The sequence below is a fragment of the Comamonas sp. 26 genome (assembly GCF_002754475.1).
Classification (GTDB): Bacteria; Pseudomonadota; Gammaproteobacteria; order Burkholderiales; family Burkholderiaceae_C; genus Comamonas.
Genome location: NZ_PEFL01000001.1, coordinates 337375 through 356837, shown reverse-complemented (window position 1 = coordinate 356837; position 19463 = coordinate 337375). Strand labels below are relative to the sequence as shown.

Here is a 19463-nt window from a genome sequence, read left to right as displayed (position 1 = left end):
GCGTCAGGCCGCTGGGGGCTCACTGGCGTAGCGCGCCAGAATGTTGTTGAAGCCAGCATGGGCACGCTCGATCGAGCCTTCACTGTGCAAGAAGCGGGCTTCGTAGTGCAGAGCCAGAATCAGGCCGTGAATTTCAAACAGCAACTGGCTGGCATCGGCATCAGCACGCAGGTCGCCACACTCCTGACTCTGCTCAATCGTGCGACGCATGGCAGCCAGCCAGGTGCTGACGGACTCGACCAGCGCATCGCGCACGGGGCCGGTGCGGTCGTCAAACTCCACAGCGCCGCTGATATAGATGCAGCCTGAATCAATCTCCATGGAAGTGCGCTTCATCCAGTTCCCAAACAGCTCGCGCAGACGCGGAATGCCGCGCTCTGCCTCGATGGCCGGGTAGAACACTTCCTGCTCAAAACGGTCGTGGTATTCATGCACCACGGAAATCTGCAACTCTTCGCGCGAGCCAAAGTGGGCAAACACGCCCGACTTGCTCATACCCGTGAGTTCAGCAATCGCGCCGATGGACAGGCCTTCCAGACCTATATGGGTTGCCAAATTAAGAGCAGACTCCACAATCGTGGCCTTGGTTTGCTGACCTTTTGCCAATGAACGCCCTGATGTCTTGACGGCAGACTCAGTGCCCTCTGCCTTGTGGCTAGCAGCAGCTTGCGCAGGGGGCGGTGCCTTGCGAGACTTGGCAGCAGTCTTTGCAGGCATCTCTGGATGATTCAGCCCGGCACTCCCCTCTGCGCGGCCAGTCAAATGCGCCACATCCCGGCCAGCGGGAGAAGTTGAAGAACGGGGAACGGAAGACGAAACCATGAAATTTTGAATAAAACGAACGATCGTTCTATTTTGCACAGTTTCTCTATCGATTCAGGTGCACAAAGGGTAAATACTTATCCTTTCTTGCCAAGGATTTCCCTAGCTGCACCCTCCTCGCCGCCATGAAAAAACGCCGCCAGTCCTGCGACTGCGGCGTTTTTTCATGAATGGAAAGTCGCTGGATTACACAACAACCATCATGGCCAAGCTTGCATCCAGGTGCTCCGTCGGCAGGCGGCGAAAGCCCGAGCGGGCATAACGCTGCAGACGACCCAGCGCAAACGCAGTAAGCACGCTGGCTGCCACCGAAGCTTCAGCCGTAGGAGCGGAAGAGCCCATGGCACCCGCCGCAGGGCGCAGGCACTGGCGCAACGTAGATTCAATACGGTCAAAGAACTGGTTCATACGCGTTTGCAGACGCTCGTGCTCAAAAACGATGGCATCGCCCACCATTACGCGCACCATGCCAGGGTTCTTCTCACCAAACTGCAGCAGCAGAGCGATCACGCGGTTGGCATTGCGTGCACCCTCGATAGGACCGTGCGCTACCTCTGGCACATCACGGCCTACGATTTGCTGAATCATGGAGAAGACAGACTGCTCGATGAATTCGATCAGGCCTTCAAACATCTGGGCCTTGCTGGCGAAATGGCGATACAGCGCCGCCTCGCTCACACTCAGATGGGCAGCCAAGGCAGCCGTCGTAATGCGATCGGCACCGGGCTTTTCCAGCATGGATGCCAAGGCCTGCAGGATTTGCTCACGACGCTCTCCAGGCTTGGGGCGCTTGCGCGCAGGGGCCAATGCAGGAGAGACGGATGTGTCCTCAGCTGGATTTTCGTTATTGGAAACAGGCGACAGGACTTCAGACTCAGACATAGGCGACTCAGTATTTATTAGCAATTTTCTCACAGCCAGTTGCACTGTTAAGCACAAGACTCCCTAATAGGCAGGTTTTCAGGTTTGCAAAACCGTACTTAATCCGGTTTTGTGGTCTCCGCTCCTGAACATTCAACCCACCGCGCTCACCAACTCTCAAGCGTAACCGAGAAATCACCCTTTCAAACCTTCAGATGGATCATGGCTGCCTTCTGAAACTGATTGAACCGGAATTTCAAGTCTTACTAATAAGCCTTTACCTAAACTACCCTCGGTAAAACTCAAAACACCTTGATGGAGTTGAGTAATTTCATCGGCAATCGCCAAACCCAAACCCGTGCCCTCTTCCACCACACCCTGAGCGCGATAAAAGCGCTGGGTAATCTGGCTGCGCTCTTCCTCAGGCACACCGGGACCATCGTCATCGACCTCGACATAGGCCCATTGCGCCACTCCGGGCATATTCAGCAGCGTGACATCATCCGTGCCCACAGGCTTCGGGCGCAGTCCGCAAAGCAGCGTGACACTGCCGCCTTGGGGCGTGTATTTAATGGCGTTTTCAACCAGGTTGGAGACCAGCTCACGCAGCAGCCAGCTATGGCCCCAGACAGAAGCTGGCTGAACCTCCAGCCCAAAGTCCAGCCCCTTGGCTGAGGCACGGTCGATAAAGGTCTCCAGCATGCTCTCGCACAGGTCTTTGAGATCGACCTCTTGCAGCGGCTGCACCTCAGCATTGCGGGCATCCGCACGCGACAGAGCCAGCAACTGGCGCGCCAGCTGAGAGGTGCGCCGCGTGGCATCACGCAACTGCTCAATCTGCTCCACATTCAGTACAACCTGCGCCTGCCCTCCGCTGCCCTTGGCAATGCGCTGCGCCTCTTGCGCGCTCAGCGCCCAGGCCTCAACCTGCGCCTGCAAGGCGGCAAGCGGCGTGCGCAACTGATGGGCCGCATCAGCCACAAAGCGGCGCTGACCTTCGGCCTGCGCATTGACTAAAGAGAACAAGCGGTTGAGCGCACGCACCAGCGGGCGCACTTCAGCGGGCGATGTCTGCTCATCAATAGGGCTGAGGTCGCGCGGTGAGCGCCGCTCTACCGCCTGAGTCAGCTTATGCAACGGCTTGAAGGCCCGGCTGACCGACCAGTAAATCGCTATCGCCGCCCCGGCAATCAGCAGCAGATTGGGCAGCAGCACATGCATGATCAGCTGGCGCACCCATTGCTGACGCACATCACTGCTATCCGCCAGCATGACGACCATCTCGCCCGCGCCATAGGTTTCAGCCTTGAGCACACCCACGCGGTAAGTCACGCCGTCATGCTCCTGACTGTGAAATTCCGCCGTGCCCGTCGCCGGTACATCAAAGCGTATCCAGGCATCGCCCGCAACCACATTGCCTTGCAGATCGCCAATGGCATAAGCCACTTCATCGCCCTGATTGCGCAAAAAATCCTCTACCGAGGGAGTCAAAGACACCAGCGGCGGCGTGCCATCGGCAATCGAAGGGGCCAGCACCGAATCCGCCAATGCGGGCAGCAATCTAAGCAAGCGCTGGTCATGCTGGGTAGAAGCCTCATCCGCCGCGCTGTAACTGAACCAGCCGCCCATGACCCCCAGCAGCATCAGTGGCACCAGAAGCAAAACCAGCAGACGAAAGCGCAGATTGGCGGTCATTAATACGTATGTGAATAAAGAGGCTGACGACTCTATTTTTCATAGCCACCAGCACTTTATTAATAAATAATTAAGAGATATCTCTATCTGAAATTAATATCAATCAAGTGCAAGCAGCTATCAGTTTGATGAATCAAAGCACTTTAATCAAAGCACTTCAGGCATCAACTCCAACCGATAACCAAAGCCGCGAATAGAGCGCAAAGCTACCCCATGCGGCTCCAGTTTGCTGCGCAGGCGCGAGACATAAACCTCTACGGCATTGGGTGTGATTTCACGGTCCCAGCCCGTCAGCGCCTGCAGCAGTTTCTCTTTGCTGGCGGGCTTGGGCGCATTGAGCAGCAAATATTCAAGCACCGTCCATTCACGCGGACCCAGATCAATCGCCAGGAGCTTGCCTTCGTTCTCACCTTCTTGCGGCGCCTGACGGGCACCCGCACGGCGACCAGCCGTATCCAGCTCAATACAGCCAAAGTTCAGTACTGCAGACGTTGCCGCCTGCGAACGGCGCATCAGTGCCCGCAGACGCGCCAGCAGCTCGGGAAGCTCAAAGGGCTTGACCATATAGTCATCTGCCCCCCAGTCCAGTCCCTGCACCCGATCCTGCAGCGCATCACGCGCAGTGAGGATCAATACCGGCATGGCCTTGCTTTCCACCTCGCTGCTGCGCAGGCGGCGAGTCAGCTCCAGCCCGTTGATGCCGGGCAGACCGATATCGATCACCGCCACATCAAATGCTTCCTGAGCCAGCACCTCCAACGCACGCTCAGCACTGCCGACCCAGTCCACGGCATAACCTGCATCGGACAGACCCAGCTTGATACCGCTGGCCACCATCACATCATCTTCCACCAGAAGCAAACGCATAAAGTCCTACCTAGCTCAAAAACAAAAGCCGCCCAAAGGCGGCTTGCGGCGGGATCCTGAGCTCAGGTCCGCCCGGAAAAGCCCTGCGGCGATGTTAACGCTTTATGCGCCAAGCCACCCGGCACGGGCAGCCACACGTCAGGGCCAGACAGACTCATCAATGGCTACGAATCATCGTGCCATAAGCCTGATCCGTCAAAATTTCCAGCAGCATGGAATGCGGCACCCGACCATCAATGATGTGCACGGCGTTCACACCGGCCTTGGCTGCATCCAGAGCGCCTGCAATCTTGGGCAACATGCCGCCAGAAATCGTGCCATCGGCAAACAATCCATCGATTTCACGAGCTGTCAGATCTGTCAGCAGCTTGCCTGCCTTGTCCAAAACACCCGGAGTGTTGGTTAAAAGCACCAGTTTTTCAGCTTGCAACACAGTTGCCAACTTGCTGGCCACCACGTCGGCGTTGATGTTGTAACTCTCGTTCTCCTCGCCAAAACCGATAGGGCTGATGACTGGAATGAAAGCATCGTCCTGCAGCGCCTTCACCACACTGGGGTCGATGGCAACGATATCGCCCACCTGACCCACATCGTGCTCGATGCTCGGATCCTTGTTATCCAGCATCTTGAGCTTCTTGGCACGAATCAAGCCACCATCTCGCCCCGTCAGGCCCACGGCCTTGCCGCCGGCCTGATGGATCAGACCCACGATGTCCTGCTGCACCTCGCCAGCCAGCACCCACTCCACCACTTCCATGGTTTCTTCATCCGTGACACGCATGCCTTGAATGAATTCACCCTTCTTGCCAAGACGACCCAGCGCCGCCTCGATCTGAGGTCCACCACCATGAACCACCACAGGGTTAATCCCCACCAGCTTGAGCAACACCACATCTTCTGCAAAGTCCGCCTGCAGGGCGGGATCGGTCATGGCGTTACCGCCATACTTGATGACCATGGTCTTGCCATGGAACTTGCGAATGTAGGGCAGCGCTTGCGCCAGGATTTCGGCTTTGTCGCGGGGGGCGATCTGGGTGGTGGAGTCAATGGTGGTCATAGATCAAAGCTCAGTCCCGTGGGACAATGTTCAAGTCAGATGGGCTGCATTGTGCCGCAAATGCTCTTGGAGACGAGCAAGATGCCAACTTCCCCGAGTCAGCTACCCTCGATATAAAACTTAAAACAATTCCACATCCACACACTCCATGAATTCGATTATTTTCTCTGTTCAAGAGTTATTCAGGTATGACGCGTTTCTTGCAGGCTTGGCTTCGTTTATTACCTGCGTGTTGCTGGTTACCACCAAGAAATGGCATGGCAGCTTTTCCATGGACTCCAGTAGTGGGGTACAAAAAGTTCACACCACCCCGACTCCCCGAATTGGCGGTATCGGTATTGCAATAGGCGTCTTTGCAGGTTTCGCGGCCTCAAGCCATGGCGCAGCTGCGGCAGAGAAGAGAATGATTCTTGGTGCCATCCTCATGGCTGGAATACCCGCTTTCATTTTTGGCCTTTTGGAAGATTTGACCAAGAAAGTATCGGTAAAAATCCGTCTTCTGGCCACCATGGCCTCTGGCGTACTGGGCTGGGGTATTACTGGTACATCGCTCACCCATGTCGATATTCCAGGCCTTGACTTCTTGCTGGGATTTACCATCATCTCGGTCATCTTCACTGCCATCGCTGTTGGCGGGGTTGCCAACTCCATCAACATCATCGATGGACTGAACGGCCTGACTGCAGGCACTGCAATGATTATTCTTGCTGCCTTCGGCATCATCGCTCGGCTGGTAGGAGATATTCCTCTTGCATTTACCTGCCTGATCATAGCGGGTGCTGTGGCAGGTTTCTTTTTTGTCAACTGGCCAAAGGGGAAGATATTTCTGGGGGACGGCGGAGCTTATTTCCTGGGCTTTACACTGGCATGGATTGCCGTGCTGCTACCCGAGCGCAATCACTCTGTTTCCCCCTGGACCAGCCTGTTGATTTGTTCCTACCCCATTATCGAAGTAGGTTTTAGCATTTTGCGAAGATCTCTCCGAGAGGGCTACAGTCCAACTGAGCCAGACTTCTTTCACCTGCACTCTTTGGCCAACAAACGCTGGGCACGAAAAATATTCGCCAATTTTTCAAAACCTATGCAAAATGGATTGACTTCACCTTTTCTTTGGGTATATGCAACAATTCCCTGCATATTAGCAGTTCTCACCTATCACAGCAAAATACTCACAGCACTTTCATTTATAGCCAGTTTTTTATGTTATTTATCATTTTATAACAAGTTAGCATTTTTTCGTTGGATTCCAAAAAAATGAAAATATCAGTCATCACTGTCTCTTTCAACAGCGAAAAAACCATAGAGCGCACAATAAAATCCGTTCTAAATCAAGATTACTTTGATTATGAATACATAATAATTGACGGAGAATCAAAAGATCGAACGCTGGAAATTTGTCAAAAATACTCAAGTAGAATTTCTAAAATTATTTCAGAAAAAGACTCTGGAATATATGATGCCATGAACAAAGGAATATCATTGGCCTCAGGAGAAATAATCGCCATATTGAATTCTGATGATTATTTCTCAAACAACCAAGTCTTGAAAACAGTATCAGAAAATTTCTCACCGGAAGCAGACCTCCTGCTAGGCAATGTGGAGATATTCAGCGAATCCACAAACAAGGTCAAGAGATTTTACTCATCCAAAATTTTCAATCCAAAATTGAGTAGATTCGGAATACAACCGCCACATCCAGCTGTCTTCATAAGAAAATCCGCATATAAAAAGCATGGAACCTATGACAAACATTTGAAAATTGCCGCAGACTTTGACTTATTGACCAGATTTTTATCTGTACTAAAGCTAAAATTCAAAAGAATCGACAAAACATTGGTTCTCATGAGCGATGGGGGAATTAGTAACAGCAGTCTAAGATCAAGGCACAAGGTTTCATATGAAATAATAAAATCTCTCAAAAAGAACAATATTTACTCAAATATACTCTTTGTCAATCTAAGATTTGCAATAAAGCTATCTCAATTTATCAAAATATAGCCATGAATAAAATCGCACTTATCACAGGCATCACAGGACAAGATGGCTCCTACCTTGCCGAGCTCTTACTTGAAAAAGGTTATCAAGTACACGGGATCAAACGTCGCGCGTCTTTATTCAATACTCAGCGTGTTGACCATATTTATCAAGATCCGCACGTCGACAATAAGAATTTCACCCTACATTATGGGGATCTTAGTGATACATCGAATTTGACGCGCATTATCCAGCAGGTTCAACCTGACGAGATTTACAATCTTGGAGCGCAATCTCATGTTGCTGTCTCATTTGAATCCCCTGAATATACGGCAGATGTAGATGCAATAGGAACGCTTCGGATACTTGAATCCATTCGCCTGCTTGGTTTAGAAAAGAAGACGAAATTCTATCAAGCTTCCACATCGGAGCTTTATGGATTGGTGCAAGAAATCCCTCAGAAAGAAAGCACTCCCTTTTACCCTCGTTCTCCATATGCAGTGGCCAAACTTTATGCCTACTGGATTACTGTGAATTACCGAGAAGCATATGGAATGTACGCTTGCAACGGTATTCTTTTTAATCATGAATCACCACGACGAGGGGAAACTTTTGTAACAAGAAAAATTACACGAGGATTAGCGAATATTGCTCAAGGCCTTGAATCTTGCCTTTACATGGGAAATATGGACTCTCTTCGTGACTGGGGGCATGCAAAAGATTATGTCCGCATGCAATGGATGATGCTACAACAAGATCAACCTGAAGATTTCGTCATCGCTACAGGGGTCCAATATTCAGTTCGTCAGTTCATTCAATGGTCGGCGGCTGAACTCGGCATCACGCTTCGTTTTGAAGGCAGTGGCGTTGACGAAATCGCAGTCATTACCAAAATTGAAGGAAACAAAGCACCTGCCTTGAGCGTCGGTGCTGTGATTGTGCGCGTTGATTCACGCTATTTCCGCCCTGCAGAGGTTGAAACCTTGCTTGGCGATCCAAGCAAGGCAAAGGAAAAATTAGGCTGGATACCAGAGATCACTGTCCAAGAGATGTGTGCAGAAATGGTTGCTGAGGATCTTCAAACTGCATGTCGCCATGCCTTGCTGAAACAGCACGGCCATCATGTACCGGTTTCTGTGGAAAACTGATAATGATTCGAGACACGAAAGCCCGCATCTTCGTCGTTGGCCATAGAGGCATGGTAGGCTCGGCTATCGTTCGCCGACTGTCCGAGCTTGGCCACACCCAGCTCATCATGACTACCCGCGATGAGCTTGATCTAGTCAATCAACAGGCCGTAAAGGATTTCTTCGCAGCACAGGACATTCAGCAAGTTTATATCGCTGCGGCCAAAGTGGGGGGTATTCACGCTAATAATATCTACCCAGCTCAATTCATCTATGAAAATCTGATGATTGAAGCAAATTTGATTCATGCCGCACATGAGGCAGGTATACAGAAGTTGCTATTCCTTGGTAGCTCTTGCATTTATCCAAAATCCGCACCTCAGCCAATGAGGGAAGAGGCTCTGCTAACAGGGTTGCTTGAGCCAACTAATGAGCCTTATGCAATTGCGAAAATTGCGGGTATTAAGCTCTGTGAAAGCTATAATCGGCAATATGGTCGGGACTATCGGTCTGTAATGCCTACCAACCTGTATGGTCAGAATGACAATTTCCACCCAGACAACAGCCATGTGATTCCGGCGCTGATTCGACGCTTTCATGATGCGGCCATGTCAAAGGCTGATGAAGTAGTGATCTGGGGCTCTGGTACACCTATGCGCGAGTTCTTACACGTTGATGATATGGCTGCAGCTTCGGTTCATGTGATGGAACTGGATGCAAGCCTCTATCATGCCCATACTCAACCCATGCTGTCCCATATTAACGTGGGAACAGGTGTCGATTGCACTATTCGCGAATTGGCAGAAACCATCGCCAAAGTGACAGGGTTTACGGGTCGTTTGACATTTGACAGTAGCAAGCCCGATGGCACACCACGAAAACTCATGGATGTGTCACGCCTTAAAGGCCTTGGCTGGCACAGCACAATACCTCTAGAAGCAGGTCTGCGAAATGCGTATGACTGGTATCTTGAAAATGTCGAAAACGTACGGGCGTCCTAATGCGAAATACAGAGCTGCTTCCTATCGTCATGGCCGGAGGATCCGGTACTCGCTTGTGGCCCTTATCACGGGAGCTGTATCCTAAACAGTTTTTGACCCTACCAGGGCAAGACCTCTCAATGCTGCAAATGACGCTATCGCGCGTAGAAGGCTTGAGCGATATGCGCCCGTTGGTCATCAGCAACGAATCACACCGCTTCCTGGTTGCGGAACAGCTACGCCAAGTCGGCAAGCTGGAACACAACATTCTGTTAGAACCTATTGGCCGTAATACGGCCCCTGCCGTCGCGCTGGCAGCGCTGCATGCGCAGCGTGATGGCAATGACCCCCTAATGTTGGTACTTGCTGCCGACCACATGATTGGCGATGTACCTGCATTTCATGCTGCGGTGCACGCGGCTTTGCCTCTGGCAGATGCAGGACTTTTAGTGACATTTGGTATTGTGCCAAGTACCCCGGAAACAGGGTATGGTTACATCCATCGAGGAAAGCCTTTAAGCGAACATGCTTTCGAAGTAGCTAGCTTTGTAGAAAAACCAGACCTAACTACAGCCGAAAAATATTTGGCCACTGGTGAATATGATTGGAACAGTGGCATGTTCTTATTTCGCGCCAGTGTCTATCTAAAAGAGTTGGCAACTTATCGTCCTGATATTCTTGCTGCCTGCGAGAAATCCATCGCATCTTCGCAGCCTGATCTAGACTTTATACGAATAGACAAAGAGGCATTCACGGCATGCCCCTCTGACTCCATTGACTACGCTGTAATGGAAAAAACTCTCCATGCGGCAGTTGTACCACTTTCAGCCAACTGGAGTGATGTAGGTGCCTTTTCGTCATTGTGGGAGGTATGCGACAAAGATAGTGATGGAAATGCATTTCATGGCGAAGTGTTAGCATTCAATACAGCTAATACCTTGATTTTGGCTGAAAATTGCATGGTCGCGACTATCGGAGTGAAGGACTTAGTAGTGGTTCAAACCAAGGATGCACTGCTAGTTGCTGACCTCAAGCAAGTCCAAGATGTAAAGCAGATAGTTCAGCAACTCAAAGCCTCCAATCGGCCAGAGGCCCAATTACATCGTCAAGTATATCGACCTTGGGGACATTACGACTCCGTTGACTCCGGTATGCGCCATCAAGTCAAACGCATTACAGTTAATCCAGGAGCAAAGCTTTCCGTACAGATGCATCATCACCGTGCAGAACATTGGATCGTAGTCTCTGGTACGGCTTTGGTTACTCTTGATGGTAAAGAAACCTTGCTTACTGAAAATCAGTCGATATATCTTCCAATTGGAGCCGTTCATGCACTGGAAAATCCGGGAAAAATTCCGCTCGAGCTAATTGAAGTTCAGGTCGGTCCATACCTTGGTGAAGATGATATTGTTCGTTTCTCAGATAAATATGGCAGATGTTAAATGAAAATTTTTCTTGATGGCATCGTGTATTCAATACAAAATTTTGGAGGTATCAGTGTCTACTTCAATGAGCTCATCAGAACTCTTGAAAATGAGAGCTGCAAATTTCAAATAACAACCTACAACGACAAAAAGCAAAATCCATTACCTTCCAATTCCGAAGTCACAGAAAACTGCAGGTTGCTGGAGCGGTACCGAAGTTGCAAAATAAATTCCAATGAATTTGATATATTTCACTCCACATACTACAGGAATCCAGAAGACAGAAAAATAAAAAAAGTTGTGACCGTCCATGATTTTGTCTATGAGCATTACAACAATGGTCTGCGGAAATTCGTTCATTCATATCAGAAATTTTCCTCTATCAGAAATGCTGATCGAATAATCTGCATTTCTGAAGCGACAAAAAAAGATCTTCTACATTTTTTACCCGATATCGATGAATCATTGATTGATGTCATCTACAACGGCGTATCAAACGCCTACCACCCTGATAACATTGCCAATTCTGAAGGCCAGCCTTTTCTGCTTTTTATCGGTGCAAGAGGTGGATACAAAAATTTCCAGGCAGTAGCAAAATCGCTGGAATACCTGAAAGACTTCAAGCTAATCTGTGTTGGTGGTGGGAAGTTATCCGAAAGCGATCTATCAGATCTTCCCTCTTCCATTCAAGATCGGATCGAGCATGCTGGATTCCTCAGCGAAGAGGCAATCAATCATTTGTACAACCAAGCTTTCTGCCTAGTGTACCCATCCTCCTATGAAGGTTTTGGAATTCCGGTTGCCGAAGCCATGCAAGCAGGCTGCCCAGTTGTTGTCAGCCAATGCGAGGCTGTAATCGAAGTCGGCCAGGAATCATTAACCGTTGTAGAGACCTTGGATTCTTTTGAGTTTGCCAAAGGGGTAGAAAAACTTTTTGATGCAGAATATAGACAAGAAAAAATAAGATCTGGCCTGATTTTATCAAAAAAATATGATTGGAGAAAAACCCATCAACATACATTGGATGTTTATCGTAAGGCACTGGGTCAATCATCAAGTAGTTATTAATTAACAATACACTCTTTAGTGTACGATGCATGCACATATGATTACAGAAGTCATTTTTATTAAACCTCATTAATATCAAGCCATCTTTTAATAGCTTTTCCAAAGCCAGAAACCCTTCGTGTGCGACATCCACAACTCAACGATGTCAGCCCAGCTTTCGATTCTTTATCCCAGAGTTCCTCCTGACTATACTAATAGCGTCAATAGATATAAATCCTTTTCTAGACGTACAGCTTGACCGGTTCTCGCATTCGCTCAATAGATATATACCGACTCAAATCGCAACTATGAACTTCTCACATAGGCTCTGGTGAATAGATCTGCGTTTGGCTAAACTTATCCCAACCCCAGATGTGACTTGGCACAGCCACCGTTTGAGGGCAGCACAGTTCAGTAAATAGATTGAAAAGGGTGGCTCGGATGTGCAACTTGTTGACCCACCTTTCAAACACGCAAGATATCACTGGCCTCCCATTCATTTGAGGTAGTACGACTTGGTTTGCTTGCACTAGGCTGCACCGACCGACAGCCACTCCAACTTTTAAGCACCTGCATGCTGTGATGGCTACATTGCGTGTGCACAAAGATATCGTATTTGCGCATTCGAGCGCTCTTTCTCAGAGGGCCTGCATCCGAAGACCGTCGCATACATAGGCTGGATGTGATAAGCGTAATCTCCTGTCATCGTAGGCAGTGACTCGTCAAGCGAGACGGTCGAGCCTTCGGCGCCGCTTTGTGATGTCATGTATTGACCCACTGAAAACCTGCTCAGGTGTTATCGTCGAAAGGAAAACACCATGAGCCCATTGATGGATGAAGAGATCAAACGCAGGACTGCAAAGCGCAAGACGGCACAGGTGCTGGGATCATCCAGGGCAAATCCAGCGTCGCTGTGGCCAGTCGGCCCGATGATCTGCCGCCCTCAGAGATAGAGAGTTGGGTGGAGAACGGCCACAAACGGATGGAAAATGCCCTGAAAGCCAACCCGCAGTACGTGCGCGAGCAATACGAACGCCAACTCAAGGGCTTGCAGGAAACCTATGGCGAGGCGATGCTGGAGTGACGCGCCAGAAACAAACTGCAGTCCCTGTTTCTGGACCAGGACGAGAAGTGATCGAGAAGATCCGCCAGGGACTGCAAGCCGACGACATACCATCTCGATTAGCAAACTGTCTCAATGGTTCGCAGTACCGCAGCAAACTGTGCACTACTGGCCGGTAAAGGCCGCACCCACGCGACAGGATCGCTTCATGGCACAGATCAAGGCCATGCTCGGCTACCGCACGGTGGCGCACATACTGGGGCTCAACAAGAACACGGTTCAGCGCATCTTCCGGATCAAAGGCTGGCAGGTGCGCAAAAGACCGGTTGGCTTCAGGCCCAGGATTCAATCGCTGCCTTCGGTGGCCAAGGCTCCCAACGAACGCTGAGCCACCGACATGTGCCGGGTCTGGGCCGGCCGTGATGGTTAGGCGAACGGCCCTGGCGATCGACGGCCATAGCCGCGAGTTGCTGGACAGGCATCTCTCACACAGCGGCCGATACAAGAAGGCAGAGTCAGCGTTGGAGCAAACCTTGATTGCCCACTTTGGCACTCTCTCTGGGTCGAGTTTCAAAGCGTTCCTGCTGCGTTCGTACAAAGGGCTGGCTTCACCAGCCGCAGTTTCACCGCGCTGGTCGAGAACTATGGATTGCGCCAGAAATTCATCACGCCACACAGCCCGAGCAGAATGGCCTGGTCGAGCGGAAGATTCGAACGCTCAAAGAGCAATGCGTGCACCGGCACCGGTTCGAATCGCTGCACCAGTCGCCTGATCGCGCGGCGGGGCTTAAGCTCATCGCAGCCGCTCTAAGCCAATAACAACGCCATTACAAACTGCTCAATCGCATCTTGTCGAAGACTAACTACTATCTTTACCAATTTTCAAAAAATTCAGCATGAACGATAATAAATAAACACACATCAAAATAAACATAGGTGTAATTAACATATTCCAATATATTTGCTTATTCAGTATCTCAAATCCATCTCTAAAAAATTGAAATGGAAGCAAGGAACATATCAATATATAATAAATCCTAATAAATGAAGATTTATAAGAATAATTATTTACTTGAGAAAAATAAAATCCAATAAAAAATATAAAAACCATAGAAAATAATATTCCAAAGTTCCCCAACAATGAAACAATTAAGCTTGTCGCTCCTAATGGAGAAGAGAAATTAGCGTATTCAGATATACTTATAATAAATTCGCTTTTATTCTCGAAAATATAAGACGGAATAAAGTTGTAAAATGAAGTGATGTACCCATCAGGATTAGCGGCCAATGAAATTATATCATTGCTATAAATATATGTTTGTGCACTCCACCAGGTAAACATTGGCTCCGCGAATAGAATATACATTAAGTTTTCAAAATTCAGATCTAATCCAACCCTCACAACCCCAATCATCAATATCAAAAAAAACATCAACAACATAAAAATAATATATTTCATATTGAAAACAATATTTTTGTATTTTAAATAATACATTGCAAATGAAATAATCAGCAGTAAAACATACATTCTTGCACCCAATCCAATCATAACTACCGAGCAAATTGATAGAGAGGCAAAAATAGGCAGCATCGTCACTTTTCCGATATTTTTTTCTAAAAAATAAAGAGATAAAAAGCAGCTAACAATGAAAATTGTGGCAATTTTCCCTAAAAAATCAGAGTTATAAAACTCATATCCTGAAAATAGAAAAACATCAGAATTCCATATCAAATAAAAAACAATAAAAAGAGATAAATTTCCTAAAATAAAAATTGACATTTTATTATATTTAACAACAGGAAAATATATCTTCAATCTTAAACCGCCACCAAAAAATGAACCAAGCATAAAAAAAATCAATAAAGAAAATATTACCAAATAATATTCAAATAACAGAGAAAAATTTAGTTTATAAAAATCAACGTACCATTCGTAAAACCCTGGATAATCATGAAAATGATCGAATCCTCCTAAAATAGGAGGTATAAAAAGATAATATCCCCATCCAAAAATAAAAAAATAATTATGATTTAAAAATTTTTTTATCATATTCATCCTCGAATATTATTATTTCTGACAAATAAATAATATTTTATATTAATTAATAGTAGGAGGAATTCCGATGCAAATGTGGTTAATGCTACTTGCACCCCTCGGTTTTCAAAAAAATTAAATCCTACAAAGCACAAAAACACAATAAAAGCTGAAAACATTCCCTTGACATACAGCCGATCATTACCAGATGCACACAAGAATTGTATTCCGAATGCATTATTCATTAATGATACCAACACCCAAATCATCAATATAGAAAAATAACTTTTATCGTAATGAACATTTTTTGAAAAAAAGAAATCAGCGATCAAGTATGCAAATAATAAGAATGTTATCGAGGAGCCAAATAGAATTATTGAAAATCTCTTATGAAAGTCTATTCCATTATTAAATTCAAGAGCAAATTTTCTGCTAAAGACAGGATAGAAAGCTGTAAAAATGGGAGAAAACAAACCAAGAAAAGACTTAGCAATACGCTCACAGAAACTGTAAATCCCAAGAATTTTATCATCGGCAAACAATCCAAGAAAAATGACTCCTCCATTGCTTAACAAAACTGCCAATACGTTGGCAGAGAATATATTTCGACCATCTTTAATGTATCTAATAACATTATCAAAGTAGCCCTCTTTTATTAATTTGAATTTTCTGAAGAATATTACTGAATAAATTATAGGTATTGAAGCAGATAAAAAATATGCAATAAAAATATTCTCCAGAGAGTAATTTTCAATAAAACAAAAAGATATAATAATGAAGGATAATTTCCCGAAAATATTTAATATAGAAATACTTTTTATGTTTTGAGTCCCCTGAAAAAACCAATTTGGCACCAACGAAGAGAAAAGTGCACCAAAGAATACAATTATTGCCAATTCCAAATTAAAATTAAAAAATAAGCTAGAAGAAAAAATTATAAGTAATAGAAAAGCAGCTATTATTATTTTAGAAAAAGAAACATAAAATAATAATTTTGACAAACTTTCATTTTCACTTTTATCATCTAATGCAGCAACCTCTCTTGTTGCAGTATAGTTGAATCCATAATCTATTACGGTCTGAAAATAGACTAGTACTGCATACCAGAATGCGAATTTTCCATAGATTTCTATGCTTGCATTCTTTGTCAAAATATACATTATTGCAATTGGCGCTATATAGTTAGCTCCTTGCACACATACCAAATAAATAAGATTTTTAAAATTTTTCACTTGATATTATTATATTATTTAATAACAAAAATGGCATTGGAATCTTGATTCCAATGCCATTTACAAAAGCACTTGAATTCAAGCGCCTATTCTTGAGATATCTGCTACTCGATTCATTTCGATATGCAAATTTCTCAATATAGACAACCTATTGATTTTGAGCGCCGAATCTTCAGCATTGACCATGACTTGCTCGAAGAACGCATCGACCGAAGCACGCAATGCTGCCAGTGTTTGCAGGCTGGCGGTGTAATCACCTGCTGCAAACTGTTGCTGAGCTTTGGGCGCCACTTGCTGCAGCACCGCATACAGGTCTTTTTCAGCCTGCTCCACCAGCAGCGCTTCGTTCACCTGGGGCTGAACCTCGGTTTCGGCCTTCTTCAGGATATTGCCCACACGCTTGTTTGCCGCAGCTAATGCAGCCGCCTCGGGCAGGGTCGCAAAGGCGCGCACGGCTTCCAGGCGCTTTTGCACGTCGGACAGGCGCTGGGGCTGCAGGGCCAGCACGGCTTCCACTTCCTGGGCGCTGTAGCCTTGTTCGCGGAACATATTGGCCAGGCGGTCGTAGATGAACTCGACCAGTTGGGGCGTGGCGTCCTGGATCTTGTCGCCAAAGGCGGGCAAGGTGCTGACCAGCAGGGTTTCCAGATCCAGCTCCAGATCCTTTTCGACCAGCATGCGGATCACGCCCAGCGCATGGCGGCGCAGGGCGAAGGGATCGCGGTCGCCGGTGGGCAGGTTGCCGATACCGAACATGCCGACCAGGGTTTCGAGCTTGTCGGCCAGGGCCACGATCACGCCCACATCGCCGCGCGGCAGTTCGTCGCCGGCAAAGCGGGGCTTGTAGTGATCTTCGATGGCATCGGCCACGGCCACATCCAGGCCGTCGTTCTGGGCGTAGTAGCGACCCATGATGCCTTGCAGCTCGGGGAACTCGCCCACCATGTCGGTGACCAGATCGGTCTTGGCCAGCATGGCGGCCTGATCGGCCAGACGACCCAGCTCGGAGTTGCCCAGCTGCTGGGCAATGCTCTTGGCGATGGCGCGCACGCGGGCGATTCGTTCGCCCTGGGTACCCAGCTTGTTGTGATAAACAACCTTGTCCAGCAGTTCGACTCGGCTGGCCAGCGTTTTCTTACGGTCTTGGTCAAAGAAGAACTTGGCGTCGGCCAGACGGGGGCGCACCACTCGCTCGTTGCCGCCAGTTACGGCAGAGGTATCTTGGGGGCTGATGTTGCTCACCACCAGGAACTGGTGCGTGAGCTTGCCGTCGGCGCTCAGCAGCGGGAAGTACTTCTGGTTGGCCTTCATGGTCAGAATCAGGCATTCCTGCGGCACGTTCAGGAATTCTTTTTCGAACTCACAAACCAGCACATTGGGGCGCTCGACCAGAGCTGTCACTTCGTCCAGCAGAGCTTCATCGTCGATGGCACGCACGCCACCACCAATGCGTTCTGCAGCCGCTTTGAGTTGAGCCGCGATATCGCCACGGCGCTCGGTAAAGCTGGCGATCACGGCGCCTTCGCTGCGCAGTTGCTCGGCGTAGCTGTCGGCGTTTTGAATTACCACCGGGTCCACAGCCGCTTCAAAGCGGTGGCCGTGGGTTGCAGCACCAGCGGTCAGGCCCAGAGCCTTCACACCGACCAGCACTTCGGTGCCGTGCATCACAACCAAACCGTGAGCGGGGCGCACAAAGTGCACGCTGCTCCAGCCGTCTTGCAGCTGGTAGCGCATGACCTTGGGGATGGGCAGCTTGGCCAGAGCTTCGTCCAGCGACTTTTGCACGCCGTCGGTCAGCATCACGCCTTTGGCGGTGGATTCATAGAACAAGGCTTCAGCCTTGCCTTCGCCTTGACGCTTCAGATCTGCAACAGCAGATTCATCGGCACCCAGCGCAGCTAGCTTCTTGAGCAATGCGGCGGTAGGCTTGCCTTCAGCGTCCAGAGCCACGGCCACAGGCATCAGCTTTTGCGAGATGGCCTTGTCTTCGGCTTGCGCCAGCACTTCGGTGACATGCACGGCCAGACGGCGGGGCGATGCGTAGGCGGTCAGGCGCGATTCGGTGGAAGCCAGCAGGCCCTGGGCCTTGAGCTGATCGAAGATGACGGTGGCAAAAGCATCTCCCAGCTTTTGCAGCGCCTTGGGAGGCAGCTCTTCGACAAACAGTTCAACCAGTAGATTCGATGCGTTCATGATATTTTGATAGCTGCTAGCGCTTAATAGATAAGGGCTAGCGGCAGATATTGCTTGTATATAGGACTTCAGTGAAGCGCGACTCAGGCGGCCTTCTTGGCGGCCTGTTCTGCGGCTTTGGCCAGCTCGGCCAGCACTTCACCGGCATGGGCCTTGGGTGCCATGGGGAAGCCCAGACGCGCACGGCTGTCCAGATAGCTCTTGCCCACGGCACGGGCCAGGTTGCGGATGCGGCCGATATAGGCAGCGCGCTCGGTCACGCTGATGGCGCCACGGGCGTCCAGCAGATTGAAAGTGTGAGCGGCCTTGAGTACTTGCTCATAGGCGGGCAGAGCCAGTTGGGCTTCAATCAGCTGGTTGGCCGTGCCTTCGTGGGCGTTAAAAGCGCTGAACAAAAAGTCCACATTCGAGTGCTCGAAGTTGTAAGTGGACTGCTCCACCTCATTCTGGTGGAACACGTCACCGTACTTCAGGCCATCGGTATAGACCAGGTCGTACACCGACTCCTTGCCCTGCAAGTACATGGCCAGACGTTCCAGACCGTAGGTGATTTCGCCGGTGGCGGGCTTGCAGTCAATACCGGCCACTTGCTGGAAGTAGGTGAACTGGGTCACTTCCATGCCGTTGAGCCAGACTTCCCAGCCCAGACCCCATGCGCCCAGAGTTGGGTTTTCCCAGTCATCTTCCACAAAGCGGATATCGTTCTTCTTCAGATCGAAGCCCAGCGCTTCGAGCGAGCCCAGGTACAGCTCCAAAATGTTGTCGGGTGCCGGCTTCAGAACGACCTGGAACTGGTAGTAATGCTGCAGGCGGTTGGGGTTCTCGCCAAAGCGGCCATCCTTGGGGCGGCGGCTGGGCTGCACATAGGCGGCCTTCCATGGCTCTGGGCCAATGGCGCGCAAAAATGTGCCGGTGTGCGAGGTACCGGCGCCAACTTCCATGTCATAGGGCTGGAGCAGTGCACAGCCTTGTTCGGCCCAGTAGGACTGCAATTTCAGAATGATTTGTTGGAAGGTCAGCATGACAAAAGGTACGTTCACGCGGCAGAAATAATCTGTCGCTTATGTATATAGGAGTGTCTGGGCG

Annotated in this window: 17 protein-coding genes and 1 pseudogene; 9 read left to right on the top strand and 9 right to left on the bottom strand. The window is 48.9% G+C overall.

What is annotated here, in order from left to right:
- Positions 1–3: 3 nt before the first annotated feature.
- The 5 genes from CLU84_RS01700 to argB form a co-directional block, all read right to left on the bottom strand.
- On the bottom strand, positions 4–822 hold the full coding sequence (locus CLU84_RS01700) for a TetR/AcrR family transcriptional regulator (RefSeq protein WP_099735651.1): 819 nt from the start codon (positions 820–822) through the stop codon (positions 4–6).
- Positions 823–1008: 186 nt separating this feature from the next.
- The gene (gene slmA, locus CLU84_RS01695; protein WP_099735650.1) at positions 1009–1704 is read right to left on the bottom strand and encodes a nucleoid occlusion factor SlmA; all 696 of its coding nucleotides are present in this window, start codon (positions 1702–1704) and stop codon (positions 1009–1011) included.
- 174 nt (positions 1705–1878) lie between these two features.
- A complete protein-coding gene (locus tag CLU84_RS01690; protein ID WP_099735649.1) occupies positions 1879–3378 on the bottom strand; it encodes a sensor histidine kinase in 1500 nt (499 codons plus the stop codon).
- Positions 3379–3525: 147 nt separating this feature from the next.
- Complete coding sequence (locus CLU84_RS01685) at positions 3526–4245, bottom strand: response regulator transcription factor (RefSeq protein ID WP_099735648.1); 720 nt, start codon at positions 4243–4245, stop codon at positions 3526–3528.
- A 157-nt stretch (positions 4246–4402) separates the two neighbouring features.
- Positions 4403–5302: an acetylglutamate kinase gene (gene argB / locus CLU84_RS01680; protein ID WP_099735647.1), complete on the bottom strand. Its 900-nt coding sequence runs from the start codon at positions 5300–5302 to the stop codon at positions 4403–4405.
- A 148-nt stretch (positions 5303–5450) separates the two neighbouring features.
- Between argB and CLU84_RS01675 the strand changes: the two genes are divergently transcribed.
- The 9 genes and pseudogenes from CLU84_RS01675 (at position 5451) to CLU84_RS22610 (ending at position 13736) form a co-directional block, all read left to right on the top strand.
- Complete coding sequence (locus CLU84_RS01675) at positions 5451–6560, top strand: glycosyltransferase (protein WP_099735646.1); 1110 nt, start codon at positions 5451–5453, stop codon at positions 6558–6560.
- Entirely contained in the window at positions 6557–7300 is a 744-nt protein-coding gene (locus CLU84_RS01670; RefSeq protein ID WP_099735645.1) for a glycosyltransferase family 2 protein, read from the top strand. Before CLU84_RS01675 ends, CLU84_RS01670 begins: the two co-directional genes overlap by 4 nt.
- Positions 7301–7302: 2 nt before the next feature.
- Positions 7303–8424, top strand: a complete 1122-nt coding sequence (gene gmd, locus CLU84_RS01665; RefSeq protein ID WP_099735644.1) for a GDP-mannose 4,6-dehydratase — start codon at positions 7303–7305, stop codon at positions 8422–8424.
- Between the two features lie 2 nt (positions 8425–8426).
- Entirely contained in the window at positions 8427–9404 is a 978-nt protein-coding gene (locus tag CLU84_RS01660; protein ID WP_099735643.1) for a GDP-L-fucose synthase, read from the top strand.
- Positions 9404–10825, top strand: coding sequence for a mannose-1-phosphate guanylyltransferase/mannose-6-phosphate isomerase (locus CLU84_RS01655; protein WP_099735642.1), 1422 nt, complete (start codon positions 9404–9406; stop codon positions 10823–10825). Before CLU84_RS01660 ends, CLU84_RS01655 begins: the two co-directional genes overlap by 1 nt.
- Complete coding sequence (locus CLU84_RS01650; protein ID WP_099735641.1) at positions 10826–11875, top strand: glycosyltransferase family 1 protein; 1050 nt, start codon at positions 10826–10828, stop codon at positions 11873–11875. It begins immediately after the preceding gene.
- A 797-nt stretch (positions 11876–12672) separates the two neighbouring features.
- Positions 12673–12938 (top strand): annotated as a pseudogene (locus CLU84_RS01645) (DUF1153 domain-containing protein).
- Positions 12939–13125: 187 nt separating this feature from the next.
- Positions 13126–13305 carry a hypothetical protein gene (locus CLU84_RS21965; protein WP_158235158.1) on the top strand — a complete coding sequence of 60 codons (180 nt, stop codon included), beginning with the start codon at positions 13126–13128 and terminating at the stop codon, positions 13303–13305.
- A gap of 149 nt (positions 13306–13454) precedes the next feature.
- Positions 13455–13736 carry an integrase core domain-containing protein gene (locus CLU84_RS22610; protein WP_369826782.1) on the top strand — a complete coding sequence of 94 codons (282 nt, stop codon included), beginning with the start codon at positions 13455–13457 and terminating at the stop codon, positions 13734–13736.
- 40 nt (positions 13737–13776) lie between these two features.
- On the opposite strand, the gene CLU84_RS01635 is transcribed toward CLU84_RS22610, so the two are convergent.
- The 4 genes from CLU84_RS01635 to glyQ all read right to left on the bottom strand — a co-directional run bounded on the left by CLU84_RS01635 (position 13777) and on the right by glyQ (position 19399).
- Positions 13777–14967 carry an O-antigen polymerase gene (locus tag CLU84_RS01635; RefSeq protein ID WP_158235157.1) on the bottom strand — a complete coding sequence of 397 codons (1191 nt, stop codon included), beginning with the start codon at positions 14965–14967 and terminating at the stop codon, positions 13777–13779.
- A gap of 2 nt (positions 14968–14969) precedes the next feature.
- Entirely contained in the window at positions 14970–16184 is a 1215-nt protein-coding gene (locus tag CLU84_RS01630; protein ID WP_099735639.1) for an oligosaccharide flippase family protein, read from the bottom strand.
- A gap of 78 nt (positions 16185–16262) precedes the next feature.
- Complete coding sequence (gene glyS, locus CLU84_RS01625) at positions 16263–18377, bottom strand: glycine--tRNA ligase subunit beta (RefSeq protein ID WP_099735638.1); 2115 nt, start codon at positions 18375–18377, stop codon at positions 16263–16265.
- An 83-nt stretch (positions 18378–18460) separates the two neighbouring features.
- On the bottom strand, positions 18461–19399 hold the full coding sequence (gene glyQ, locus CLU84_RS01620; protein WP_099735637.1) for a glycine--tRNA ligase subunit alpha: 939 nt from the start codon (positions 19397–19399) through the stop codon (positions 18461–18463).
- Positions 19400–19463 lie beyond the last annotated feature (64 nt).